13 protein-coding genes and 2 pseudogenes are annotated in these 12,116 nt (G+C 67.4%); all 15 read left to right on the top strand.

Annotation, left to right across the window (positions count from 1 at the left end):
• A pseudogene (locus IPG50_29920) lies at positions 1-552 on the top strand (2,3,4,5-tetrahydropyridine-2,6-dicarboxylate N-succinyltransferase).
• Positions 539-1,670 (top strand): annotated as a pseudogene (locus tag IPG50_29915) (succinyl-diaminopimelate desuccinylase). Before IPG50_29920 ends, IPG50_29915 begins: the two co-directional pseudogenes overlap by 14 nt.
• A 435-nt stretch (positions 1,671-2,105) precedes the next feature.
• Entirely contained in the window at positions 2,106-2,369 is a 264-nt protein-coding gene (locus tag IPG50_29910) for a TlpA family protein disulfide reductase (GenBank protein ID MBK6696374.1), read from the top strand.
• A 389-nt stretch (positions 2,370-2,758) separates the two neighbouring features.
• Positions 2,759-3,091 carry a hypothetical protein gene (locus IPG50_29905; protein MBK6696373.1) on the top strand — a complete coding sequence of 111 codons (333 nt, stop codon included), beginning with the start codon at positions 2,759-2,761 and terminating at the stop codon, positions 3,089-3,091.
• Complete coding sequence (locus tag IPG50_29900; protein ID MBK6696372.1) at positions 2,998-3,474, top strand: hypothetical protein; 477 nt, start codon at positions 2,998-3,000, stop codon at positions 3,472-3,474. The genes IPG50_29905 and IPG50_29900 overlap by 94 nt, the downstream gene beginning before the upstream one ends.
• Positions 3,384-3,923, top strand: coding sequence for a hypothetical protein (locus IPG50_29895; GenBank protein MBK6696371.1), 540 nt, complete (start codon positions 3,384-3,386; stop codon positions 3,921-3,923). The genes IPG50_29900 and IPG50_29895 overlap by 91 nt, the downstream gene beginning before the upstream one ends.
• Before the next feature lie 182 nt (positions 3,924-4,105).
• A complete protein-coding gene (locus IPG50_29890; protein ID MBK6696370.1) occupies positions 4,106-4,582 on the top strand; it encodes a glycosyltransferase in 477 nt (158 codons plus the stop codon).
• A 190-nt stretch (positions 4,583-4,772) separates the two neighbouring features.
• Positions 4,773-4,949: a hypothetical protein gene (locus IPG50_29885; protein ID MBK6696369.1), complete on the top strand. Its 177-nt coding sequence runs from the start codon at positions 4,773-4,775 to the stop codon at positions 4,947-4,949.
• 5 nt (positions 4,950-4,954) lie between these two features.
• Entirely contained in the window at positions 4,955-5,470 is a 516-nt protein-coding gene (locus tag IPG50_29880; protein MBK6696368.1) for a transposase, read from the top strand.
• Between the two features lie 129 nt (positions 5,471-5,599).
• Positions 5,600-5,860: a hypothetical protein gene (locus IPG50_29875; protein MBK6696367.1), complete on the top strand. Its 261-nt coding sequence runs from the start codon at positions 5,600-5,602 to the stop codon at positions 5,858-5,860.
• Positions 5,861-9,186: 3,326 nt separating this feature from the next.
• Positions 9,187-9,411, top strand: coding sequence for a hypothetical protein (locus tag IPG50_29870; protein MBK6696366.1), 225 nt, complete (start codon positions 9,187-9,189; stop codon positions 9,409-9,411).
• Positions 9,412-9,490: 79 nt separating this feature from the next.
• Positions 9,491-9,775 carry a hypothetical protein gene (locus IPG50_29865; protein ID MBK6696365.1) on the top strand — a complete coding sequence of 95 codons (285 nt, stop codon included), beginning with the start codon at positions 9,491-9,493 and terminating at the stop codon, positions 9,773-9,775.
• A gap of 174 nt (positions 9,776-9,949) precedes the next feature.
• The gene (locus IPG50_29860) at positions 9,950-10,141 is read left to right on the top strand and encodes a hypothetical protein (GenBank protein ID MBK6696364.1); all 192 of its coding nucleotides are present in this window, start codon (positions 9,950-9,952) and stop codon (positions 10,139-10,141) included.
• Positions 10,142-11,026: 885 nt separating this feature from the next.
• Positions 11,027-11,389, top strand: a complete 363-nt coding sequence (locus IPG50_29855) for a hypothetical protein (GenBank protein ID MBK6696363.1) — start codon at positions 11,027-11,029, stop codon at positions 11,387-11,389.
• Between the two features lie 495 nt (positions 11,390-11,884).
• Entirely contained in the window at positions 11,885-12,100 is a 216-nt protein-coding gene (locus tag IPG50_29850; GenBank protein ID MBK6696362.1) for a hypothetical protein, read from the top strand.
• Positions 12,101-12,116 lie beyond the last annotated feature (16 nt).

Genomic DNA, 12,116 nt, shown 5'->3' with positions numbered 1-12,116 from the left:
GGGCTTCGCGAAGGCCGGCGTCCGCGTCGTGCCGCGGGCGTCGTGCGTTACGGCGCGTTCCTCGGAAAGCGGGCGCCATCGTGATGCCCGGCTACGTCAACATCGGCGCGTGTCGGCGCCGGCAGCATGGTCGACACCTGGGCCACCGTCGGCTCGTGCGCGCAGGTCGGCCGCGATTGTCACTTGGCGGGCGGCGTCGGCATCGGCGGGTCCTCGAACCGCCAGCGCGAGGCCGTCATCACCGAAGACGGCGTCTTCGTGGCTCGCGGGCCGTCGTCGTCGAAGGTGTTCGCGTCGGACGTGAAGCGGTCGTCGGCGCCGGCGTCGTGCTCACGTCGTCCACGGCCCCCTCGACGTGTCGGGCAGCGAGGCGTCGAGCGTCGCGGCGTCGTGCCGCCGCGCAGCGTCGTCATCCCTAGTTCGCGCGTGGTTGCCGGCGAGTTCGGCGTGCCGTGCGCCCTCATCATCGGCCGCCGCACCGAGTCGACGGACAAGAAGGTTAGCCTCAACGCGGCGCTTCGCGACTTCGCGTTCCCGTCTGAGGCCGTCTAAGGAGACCTACAGAAGTGGACCGCGCGCAAAAGCCCTCGACGACACGTTGCTGTGGCTCTGCGCCATCGAGTCTCCCATCGGCGACGAGCAGGCGCTCTGCGACGCCGTGCTCGCGCGGCTCTCGCGACTGCCGCTCGCGGCGCCCGTCCGGCGCACCCTCCACCCGCTCGTCGTGCCGCTCACGCGCAGCGATGCGTCTGCGTGACAAGGGCGCGGCTCCGGAAGGGCGCGACCTCACATCGCCCTCGTCGGGCACCTCGACACGGTGCGGACGGAGAACGGTCCGGCTCGCATCGAGGACGGTCGGTGTTTCGGCGCCGGGTCGAGCGATATGAAGAGCGGCCTCGCGCTCATGCTGGTGCTCGCCGAGTCGATGGAGGCGTTCCCCTGCGATCTGACGCTCGTCTTCTACTCGCGCGAAGGGCCCCTTCGCCGACAACGAGCTGGGCCCCGTGCTCCTTGCCGACCCCGAGCTCTCACGCGTCGATCTGGCGGTGTGCCTCGAGCCGTCGGACAACCACGTGCAGCTCGGCTGCAACGGCTCGCTTCACGCGACGGTGACGTTCGAGGGGAACACGTCCCACAGCGCGCGTCCGTGGCAAGGCGAAAACGCCGTCACGAAGGCCGCGTCGTTTCTCGCCGAGATGCACGCGCGAAAGCCCGAGGCTCACACCATCGACGGCTTCGTTTGGAAGAGCGTGATGACCGTGACCCAGGCGAAAGACGGCGGTCGCGGCAAGAACGTCGTCCCCGATCGCTTCGTCCTCAACGTGAACCATCGCTTCCCCCCGGACGTGTCGGTTGAGGACGCCAAGGCCAACGTGGTGGCGGCGGTTGCCGGGCGCGCCCACGTGGAGTTCGTCGACGTCTCGCCGCCGGCGCCGCCCAACGCGAAGCATCCGCTCGTGCGGGCGCTCTTGGAAGCCGGCGTCGCGGGGGTCGCGCCCAAACAGGCATGGACCGACGTCGGGCGGTTCGCCGCGCTGGGTATCCCCGCGGTGAACTGGGGTCCCGGCGAAAATGCGCAGGCGCACCAGCGAAACGAGTCGACGTCGCTCTCGCTTGTGCACGAAGGCGACCGAATTCTGCGCCGGTTCCTCCACGCCGCGGGCGCGTAAGGGTCTCCCGGCCCGCGGCGACCGACCCGGCGGTGTACGCGCGCTGACCACGGAGAAGGGGCCTTGCGCGTCATCTCTCACTCACCGATCGAAAGAGGCGCTCATCGGCGTTCGATTGGCCCGTTGCACCATGATAAGAAAGAAGGCCATGACGTCCCCCGACCGTTATCGCTCTCTCTTTGGTCCTCGCTGTCTCGGCTCTCGGTTGCGCGGGGCCACGGGTCCCCGGCCGGCGCCACCACGGGCGGCGCCGCCGCTGCGGGCGATTCGCACGCGCTCATCGGCAAAGCCAGCGCCTGATTTTTTCCCTCGCTTCCGTCAACGGCCAAGGCAAGTTCTCGCTCGCCTCCGTGAAGGGCAAAGTGGTCATCGTCGACTTCTGGGCGACGTGGTGCGCCCTGCAAGAAGTCCTTCCCGAAGCTCCAGGAGCTTAACGTGAAGTACAAGGCGAGCGGCCTCGAGATCATTGGCATCTCGGAAGACGACGAGAACCACGGCGTCGCCGACTTCGGCAAGAACTTCGGCGCCAAGTTCCCGCTCGGGTGGGATCAGGGGAAGAGCATCGCGAGCAAGTGGGACCCGAAGACCATGCCGACCTCGTTCATCGTCGACAAGAAGGGCATCGTTCGCTTCGTTCACCTCGGCTACCATGACGGGGACGAGGCGAAGATGGAGCAGCAAGTGAAGAGCTTGCTCTGATCGTCCGTCTGTCTCAGGCTTGAGCTTCTGTGCAGTGTGCGGGGCGACGTCGACGCGGGCGGGGCTTGGCGCTGGTGGCTGAGTTCGTCGGCTGGCTTACTCTGAGTTCGTTCGTGGCTTGATCGGCAGACGAAACCGAGCGCATCGCGCTCGGGGAGGATCACGGCCTTGAGGTTCTGGCTGCGTCGGTGTTGCGAGCTGGGCATCGCGATCACCCTGTTGTGCGGCTCCGGTCCGCTGTCGCCGGCGCAAAGCGCCGATCCGCGGCGCGAGCTGGCGAACGCCGAGGACTTCCGGTTGCGGGTGAGCGCGGCGCTCTCGCTCGGGCGCTCGCGGGCGGCTGACTCACGCGCACTTTTGAGCGCGCCCTCACCGATTCGCACCCTTCGGTGCGGGCAGCGGCTGCCGCTGCCCTCGGCGCCATCGGCGACGAAGCGGCGTTGCCGGTCCTCGAGCGACGCCTGGGCGGCGAGTCGTCGGAGCGTGCGCTCGCAGCTCCGCACGACGATCGCGTCGCTCGAGAAGTCCGAAACCGGCGCCGGCCGCGCCCGTCACGGCCAAGCGCTACGGGCTTCAGTTGGGCAAGGTCGTCGTCAAGTCGGGCTCGCGCGAGCAAGAGCTTCACAACGTGTTTCGTGAATCGACGCAGCGGCGCATCGCGTCGTTGCCCGGCGCGGTCGTCGTGGCCGATGGCGAGAAGAGCGCCGGAATGCCGCTCTTGATCATCGACGGTCGCCTCTCGAAGCTCGCGCAGCAGGCCGATGCCAACGGCAACGTCGGGGTGACGGCGCAGGTCGAGTTCACGGTGCGCAAGGTGCCCGAGAACACGCTGCGAGGCTCGCTCAGCGGTGCGGCCACGAGCGTCGGCACGGCGAAGTCACTCGCCGCGGGGCCGCGTCGCATCCATGCGCTGCAAGACCAAGCCGTCGAAGGCGCCGTCGACAGCGCCATGAAGGGCGCCGACGAAGGACTCCTGCGCGCTTCGCTAGCGAGGGCTGGCGATACGCTGCGCCGGTGCCGAGGGTCCTCTACGTATCGAAGCCCATCGTGCCGCCGTGGCACGACGGCTCGAAGAACCTCGTACGCGACGTGGCCACGTCGCTGACGCGGCATCGCGCGACGGTGCTGACGAGCGAGGGCGTCGCGCCACCGACGGCGTCGACGGTCTCGTGGCGTACGGCGATGCGGCGCGGGGGACGGTTCGCGCCCACGCTGCGCGCCAACGCGCGTCGCGGCGGTGGTGGCCGCGTCGACGGGGCACCTGATCTGGCACTTCGTCTTCGCGCCCAACTGGCCGTCGTCGTCGGCGTCGCGCATGACGCTGGTGGCGGACGCCTTCGCGGCGTGCGCCGCGTGGTGCAGACCATCGCGAGTCGACCGAAACACTTCAGGAGCGTGGGGGCTCTCTTGTTCGGGGACGTGGTCGTGTCCGAGCGAGTGGACGCGCAGGCGTTTTCTCGCGGCCGGCGTCGATGGCCGGAAGCTCGTTGTGGTTCCGCCGTGCGCGAGGCCGCTTCGCGATGTGGCGCCGGAGGAAGGCGCGGCGCTTCGTGAGCGCCTCGACGTAGGCGACGCGCCGCTCGTGGTCTATCCGGGCGATCTCGAGGTGAGCCGCGGGGCGCGCTCGGTCGCGGCGGCGATCGCTGCCCTCGCAGGCCGCGTTCCGGAGGCGCGGGTGATCTTCGCGTGTCGCGCGAAAACGTCCGGCGCGGTGGCCGCGGAGCAGGCGCTAAGGCGTGCTCGACCGCGTTCGCTTCGTGGGTGAACTGCCCGAGCTGGCCGTGCTCCTCGCGGAGGCGAGCGTGGTCGCGCTCCCGGCCGACGATCTCTACGGCAAGGTTGACGTTCCCCTCGCGGTGCTCGAAGCGCTCGCGCTCGGCGTGCCGCTGGTGCTCGCGCGCGGCGGGCCACTCGAGACGGTGACGACGGCGAGCTTCGTCGACGCGGCCGACACGCAGGGCCTCGCCGACGCGCTCGCGCACCTGCTCGAGTCCGACGCCGCGCGCGCGGAGCAAGCGGCAGCGGGCAAGGCGCTCTACGCGCGCGTGTTTCGACCCGAGGTGGTCGCGGCGCGGTACGAGGAAATCTACGAGGGGTGGGGGGGGGGCGTGCTTGCGCGCGTGCGTCGTCATTCGCGCGTGCCACGTGCCACCGGTCCTGGGTTCCTTTTTCGCCCCGACGACGCAACTTCGATCGCATCGCCGCCGATATGACGTTCATGACGCCTTCCCGTCAGGTCGTCGCGGGTCGCACGTACCTCACCAGTCGGCGCTGCACGCAGCGGCAGCACCTGCTTCGTCCCGATGCGCGTCGAGCAGATCCACCTCTACTGCCCGCGGAAGCGCAGGCGCTACGAGATCACGCTGCATGGCTTCATCGCGATGAGCAACCACCAGCTACTCCGTGCGCGACAACCTCGGGAACTACCCCGAGTTCTTCGCCCACTTTCACAAGATGACCGCCAAGGCGCTCAACGCCTACTGGGGTCGCTGGGAAAACCTCTGGGCCACCGCGTGCGACCCGTCCTGGGTTCCTTTTCGCCCCGACGACGCAACTTCGGTCGCGTCGCCGCCGATGTGACGTTCATGACGCTTCCCCGTCAGGTCGTCGCGGGTCGCACGTACCTCACCAGTCGCCGCTGCACGCAGCGGCAGCACCTGCTTCGTCCCGATGCGCGCGTCGAGCAGATCTCCCTCTACTGCCTCGCGGAAGCGTGCGAGCGCTACGAGATCACGCTGCATGGCTTCATCGCGATGAGCAACCACCAGCACCTGCTCGTGCGCGACAACCTCGGGAACTACCCCGAGTTCTTCGCCCACTTTCACAAGATAACCGCCAAGGCGCTCAACGCCTACTGGGGTCGCTGGGAAAACCTCTGGGCCACCGAGCAGCCCAACGCCGTCTACCTTGTCGAAGCCCAAGACCGCTTCGACAAGCTCATCTACCTTCTCTGCAACCCCGTTGCTGACCACCTCGTTGAGCGAGTCGCCGAGTGGCCCGGCGCGTCGTCGTTCGGCCAACATCTTCGCGGCACGACGAGGACCATCAAAAGCGCCCACGCGGGTTCTTTCGCGAAGACGGCCCGATGCCGCGAGAGGTGACCCTCTCGCATCGAGCCCATTGACGGCTTGAGCACCTCGCGGCCAAGGAATGGACCGACAAGGTCGCCGCTGCGGTCCGTGCGGGAAGAGGATGCCGCGAAAGCGCAGCGCGCAAAGACGGGTCGACGCGTGCTCGGACGCAAGGCCGTGCTCGGCACGGCGCCGACGAGCAGGCCGCGTACCGTCGAGCCTCGCCGCAAGCTCCGGCCCCATGTGGCATGTCGCGACAAAGAGCGGCGCGTTCACGAGCTCTCGGCGCTCCGCGGCTTCCGAAAGGCCTACCGCGACGCACGACTCCGATGGATCGCGGGTGAGAGCACCGTGTTCCCAGAGGGAACCTATCGCTTCGCTGCCTTGGGCGTGCGCTGCCAAGGCGCCGCGCAGAAGTGAACCTGGGTCACCGCACCCCGCACCGCGGGCACCGGCCGCGCCGATCTTACGAAGGCGCCACGCGCGGCTCGCCGCTCGCGCGCGTGCGATGGGAGCACTCCGGCAAAAAGGGCGCGCCTCGTGGTCCACAGCGCTCTCACGAGCATCGCGCTTCGCGTCGAGCTGTTCTGTAGGGGCGACTTCGGGACGAGATCGCGGACTTCGACGACGCACTACCGCATCCTCGGTGCCGCTCGCGCAGCGGCACCGCAGCCCCCGCGGAGAATCAACCCAGGTCCGGCCGGTTGGTCCGGCCCGTTCATTCGCGGAATGCAGCGGTCGGGAGGCGACGCCCTTAGCCAATCCGTAACCTTGCCGGCGGCGCCTTCGTCGAGGCGCGTGGAACATGTTGGCGCGCATGGTCGAGCCGCGACTGGCGTTCAAAAATAGTAGGCGTTGACGCCGATGACCTCACCCGTGGGGCGCAAGAGCGGACCCCCGAGTCGCCGGGGCACAGCGCCGCTTGGCGGAGCGATGAGCCCGGCGAGAAGAAGTAGCTCGCCTCCAGCCCTGGGCGAAACGCATCTGCGAAGTCGGCGACCTCATCTGTCTCGATTGAGCGGAGCGATGCGACCGCACCGGGGTGCGAGCGCAGTTCGTCGTCGCCGATCCATCGTGGACCGCTTCGCGCGTGCAGCCGTAGCCCAACGTGAGAATGTCGGTGCCGGCTGCGATGCGAGTCACATCGACCGGCGCGGCGGTGGCGTCGATGTCGTCTTCGGTCTCGGGATCGCGATGTCCGGAACCCGTCGATGTCCCGGCAGATCCAGAAGCATTGGGTCGTGCGGCACGCGTCGATGACGAACCGTGGCACGGAGATCTTGGCCACCTTGATCGGCACCCAGCGATCGCGAGTCCGCCGAGCGCACGCGCAAGCGAAGAGGCCCCTTCCACTGTTCGCCGTGCTCACACGGGGTTGGCGTGTCGTCGTCGGGGTCGGTTGCCGGCTGCGGTGCGCAGTCGGTGGCTCGGTCGTCGGGGCGGCGAGCACGCAGTGCGCCGCCGTGAGAATGTGCCGGGGCCCTACCTTGGCGGCGGTACAGAACGAGGTCTCTCGGTTGCCCAGCTCTGACGACGGAGCGGAGGTCTCCGGTGGCCACTGGCTCGCCGCGGATGAGTTCGCTGCCCTGAGCGTCGGAGCTTGAGCTCTGCTCACCGGCGCATCCGAGGTGGACGCCAGGGACGCAACGAAAGAGCCGCCCAGCGAGAGGAAGCGTTTTCTCACGGGCTCCCCCAGAGCACCGGCAGAGCCACGTCGGCTCGTGCCGACCCGACGGTCTTTGCGGGGTGCCGAAATCGGCCTGGCCGGCCTCACGGAGGGCGACGACTCAGATGGGATCTCCGAATCGCTCCGAGCCGGCGAGTTGTGCGGGTGGCCGTGCGAGGAAGGTGCCCTCACGCGCTGTTCGTAACAGTTGCGCCGCCGGCCAAACTTAGTGCCGGCAGCTGCGCCCCCGCTCCCCAACGAAGCACTTCGTACACGGCCGAGCGCGCTTGCGTCACGGATGCCTGCGTCTCAGTGACGGCGGGGAGCGTCTCCTTGTCGAGAGGCGACGCTCGTTGTTCGAAGGCCGACCCTTGCGTTCGGGAACACGGCCGTCGCGTCCGTGGAGATGTGGCTCTCGCGCGCGCAATCGTGACCGTCGTGCACCAAGGAGCACGCGCGTGTTGCGACGCGCTCGGCGCTGCGACGATGCGCAACGCTCGCTTCCGCCGCGTAGGCAAGCCCGCCCGCAACTGGACGAATTGGCTCGCAAATGCAGCCTCCGTTTTTCGTCTCGCGAGGGCCGCTCTTGAGACGTACATCGTCGTGCTCGGGCACCCGGGCGTCGTGCATGCGCGCACGCGTGCACCTTTCGCGCGTGGCCCTGCGCCGCCCCGCACGAGGGCTGCCCTGGACAACGAAACCAGCGCCATCGACGCCCGAGCGATTCCGCTGGTTTGCGAAGGTCCCCGCCGAGAGCGAAGCATGACTCTCCGAGCATGAAGGTACCGCCCGCGAGCGCTGAGTGCCCGCTCAGAAAACAAACGTGCGCGCGGGGAGGAAGCAGCGCACTGATCGAAGAGGACGCTTCTCCGGAAAACGAACCGCCGGCGGCAAGCGCGCAGGGCCTTGCACCGCGGTGCATGACCCGTTTCGACAAAACCCGTCTCCTTGTCGGCGCGGGCGTCTCTTTGTCGGAAGGGGAACCTCCACGCTCGAGACCGACACCTTCCGCAACGGCCGGAGACACTTCCGTCGCGAGCGCCTCGGCCTCGTTTTCGGCCGGGCGACCTTCCCGCTCGGAAAGTCGAGGATCCGCCACGGGTTTCGATGCTTCGTTTTTCGTCTCCGACGGCACCTCCTCGAGCGAAGCGGTTTCCGTCTCGTGAGACCTCCGCTCACGGGCGGGCGAGGGGCCTTCGTTGCTGGCGGTTGGGCCTTCACGATCGGACCCTCAAGGGCATTTCCGCGGTTTATGAAGTCGCGTCCGCCGATAACGAAGCTTCCGCTCCGGAGCGCGGGCGTTCACGCTCCATGACGCAAGGCGCTCGTCTGGACAACGAAGCACCGCGCCCGCGCAAGGAGGGCTCTACGTGCGGACACGGAAGTGCACGCCGCCGTTTATGGAGGCACTCGCGCCGTCACGGAGCGTTGGTCACTCGAGCGGGAAGCGCGTCGCGCCGTCGCGCAAGGCGTTGGCTCGATCACGCAAAGGCCGGCGGGCCGTCGCGGAAGCATGCGCTGCCGCGCGGGAAGCCTTTGTCCCGACACGAAGCCTCATGTTTTGGAAACGGCGGTGCAGACTGGCGATACGGGTGACCGCGCAGACCGAGACACAGGCTACAGCCCGAGAGACCGGCGCACTGACCGGCAAGAGGGCCCCCCGGACCGGACGATGAACGCCCTCGACCGACTTGCGGAAGTCGTCCAGCTTCCTGGTCGCGAGGAAGCGGTCTTCGTCGAATGCACGAGGTGCTGAAGAGAGCGACACAGCGGCAGAAGCGCGCTGAACGAGCTCAGAAGGACTAAGCTCGGCGGCGCCACTCGAGGCCGTGATGACTGATCAGACCACCGCTCGTGACCCCATTGAGGAGCCGCTCGCCGAGGCGTTGGCCGTGCTTGGAGCGCGGCGACGCGGAGGAGCCCGTTCGATGCTCCGCAGCCTTCTGCAGCGCTTTCCCAGAGCGCTCGCGCTTGGCTGGCCCTTGGGGCTATCTGGACGGACCCCCTGAAGAACGCGGAGGGCGCGGTTGAGTCGTTTAGGAACGCGACAATCCTTGACCCTCAGCACCAAGTCGCGTCAGTGGCCCTCCTTCACGGCCTCATCGCGGCCAATCGCTTTGATGAGGCTCTGGCTGAGGCGCAGCGGTTCCTGGCACTCCATGAAGCCGGCGTGCCCTTGGACTCGGACCACCTCGCGACGTACCGTGACATCGTCAGCGACCCCGAGGGCATGAAGCAAGACCTGCTCGCGCATGGCAACCTCGGGAGTCGCCCGGCCGTCGCAAGCAGCGACGGGGGTCGGTGAGATGCAACGGGGCATTGAACGTGTACGAAGAGGGCGGCGCGGCGGTCGGTGAACGAACGCCCTCGCATGGAGAAAGACGATGAAAATCGCGCTAGGCACGGTGCGGGCTGCGACGAACGTGATTCTGGATGCCCTCGAGGCGCGCGGCACCTGCGACGTGACACTGGACGAGGACTACTATTGGTTCGTTCCGAGCCCAGCCGTCTACGACGTCACCAAGCCCATCGCCGGTGCCACACTGGGACAGCTCTCGGACAACCTCCACGAAATTGCGCGAATCGCGGCCGGCGAGAGTGAGCCCGTCGGTAGCGACCTCGTCAGCTTGGGAATGCTGATGCGCTTCATCGGAGAGCGGACAATATGAGGAGCATGCACGCCGAGCGGGCGGAGGCCGCAATCCCGTAAGCCGCCAGCACGACAATGGACCGTCTTTTCGCAAAAATAGCGCTGGTCGGCACAGCGGATGGGGGCCGAAGAACAGCCGTCGGGCCGGGGAGGTTCCGATGTCCGGCGTACTTTGGCGACGACGTCGACGCGCATGACTGCAGACTGCATGCTCGTGGTGCCGGAGGAGACGGCGCTGGCACCGGGCGGACCGGCAAAGGTTCTGGAGGTTCGTTTCCTCGTTCCCGAACTCTTGCGCGGACGAATAGCACCGGGCGTCACGTTTCGACTTTGGGAGGGCAGGACCATTGGCCACGGGGTGTTCGTTCGCGAGGGGCTCGAGTGAGGGGCCGGGGCGGTTCAGTCTGGTGACCTTGATCGCTGGGCGACGAGGACGATGGAATACCCGATGCCCAGAGGAGCGCGCATGCCCCTGACTCCGCACCTGCTTGAACTGAGAGCTCGCTGGGCGGTCGTTCGTGACGCTGGGCAACCTCGATGAGTGTCCTAGCGCAGGAGACGGCGCTCGTCGCGGACGTGTTGATTGCGCTCGTTGAGATGCACGGAGCGTGGTCGGGCGGGCGCGCCACCGTCGAGGTACTGGCAACCGTGCCGCGCCACCTTGCGACGACGGCGCCAATGGTGGAGTACGAGCAACGGTCATCAAGCGGGCGTGCCGCCTTGGTTCGCGTGACTGACCGAACCGAGCTTGCGGCTTGCCTCTCGAAGTCTTGGGCCACCATCCGGCCGCTTGTTCTTTGTGCCCACGATGCTTCGCGAATTCGGGCAGAAGATCTGGAACAGCTCGAAGGACCACAGGAAACTCCGCGCGGCACCCTCGCGGAGGCCGCATCGTTTCTTGCGCTCCGTTGGTTCCACCCCGTTCAAGTAGACTTCTATTCCAGCGCGTTCGCGCCGGCCGCAGTCGCGACGTCGTCCGCGCCGTTCCATGCGGAGCGCGGGCGCGGATTGAACAGGTCTTCGAGCACTTCTGATGATGGCGATGCACCGCGATCTCGGTCCAGAGGGCGTCGTGCTGGGGCGCGCTGATTCCAATGGTCGAAGAGAACAGGGCGGGGCCTCGTCGGTGAGCGACGAACTCGCGCGCCGGATCGGCGAGGCAGTGGCGTGGTGCGAGGCGCGGGCGCAAAGCGCTGGCGCTGACGACTGCCGTCTTCCGCAGGAGCAGTTCGATTGCCTTCGCTCGCCTGACCTCGCGCCGAGGGAGGCCGTGTTTGGTAAGTCCACGCTCGATGGGCTCTCGGAGGCGAGTCTCTCCGCTAGCATCCTCGCGATCGTGGACTACGTTGTGGGAAGGCGAAGGAAAGGACTCTCGGGCGCTGCGGCGGTCGTGGTCCCGGCCGCGTTGCTCCGATTCGAGGTCAACCATTGCTACTTCGACCGCGCCGCGTTCAACGAGACGGTGGGCTTCTTCGACGCAGAGGACTTGCCGCCCTGGGACACATGGATCGCGTACGAGGTCGCCACGGATTCTCTCGTGAGCTGGGTTCCCGAATCGCTGCGGGCGCTCGTCCAGAAGGGCGTGGACGCATCTCGTCGACGCCTACAGCTGGCTCACGCAAAGACGACATAGAGCGCCTCCGCGAATCGCTGCGACATTCCGCATGGGAAACCATCGGCACCGGAATCACAACGAGGGCAAGAGGAGACGCGATGACGGCTGCGGGCCCCGCCTCGCGCCGTTGCGGGCTGCGTCTCGGAAGGCTCACGCCGAGAGAACGGATGCCGCTGAACGAGTTCCCGTTCGAGAAGCGTGCCTTTGCGGGACTGGTCGCGTAAGCGTCGGCGACTTTCCCGAGTTCCCCGACGTTGAGGATCGGCGAGCACGTCGACCTCCTCGCGACCGTGCTGGCGTCCCCCGGAGCGTGGAGTGGAACGCCGCTGTCGCTCCCTGTCGCGAGCATTTGGCGGAGACAGCTTCGCGAGCGAGGTCCCGAACCGCGCGTGGTCGCCGCGGCACGCGCCTTCGGGGATTGCTGCGGCGTCCGGATGAACTCCTCTTGGTCGAACTGCCTGCCGAGAGCACGGTTGGCGAGAGGTTGAGGAGATCTGGGAGACCGAACGCCCCGTGTTGCTGCTTGGCGGACCGCTGACCCTGGCCGCCGAAGAGGCGTACCGCCTTCAAGCGGAAGAGACGCCAACGGCCGCCTTCGCGCGAAGCGTCGCCCTACTCGTCGTCGCGTTCTACCATCGACAGTTCTTGGACTTTTATACGGCGCGACCGGATTCGACTCTCGAGGCGATTCGCCAGAGCGGGCGCGACCTTGGCCTAGCTTGTGCGTGAGGTCCAGGATGGATTT

The organism is Myxococcales bacterium (genome assembly GCA_016703425.1).
In the GTDB taxonomy this organism is placed as follows: Bacteria; Myxococcota_A; Polyangia; order Polyangiales; family Polyangiaceae; genus JADJCA01.
This window is presented reverse-complemented; position numbering and strand designations above follow the sequence as displayed.

What these genes read in the sequence shown, in the direction of transcription:
- IPG50_29865 (MBK6696365.1), top strand. Translation starts at nt 9,491, where the DNA reads ATGAAAATCGCGCTAGGCACGGTGCGGGCTGCGACGAACGTGATTCTG.
- IPG50_29860 (MBK6696364.1), top strand. Translation starts at nt 9,950, where the DNA reads ATGACTGCAGACTGCATGCTCGTGGTGCCGGAGGAGACGGCGCTGGCA.
- IPG50_29880 (MBK6696368.1), top strand. Translation starts at nt 4,955, where the DNA reads ATGACGCTTCCCCGTCAGGTCGTCGCGGGTCGCACGTACCTCACCAGT.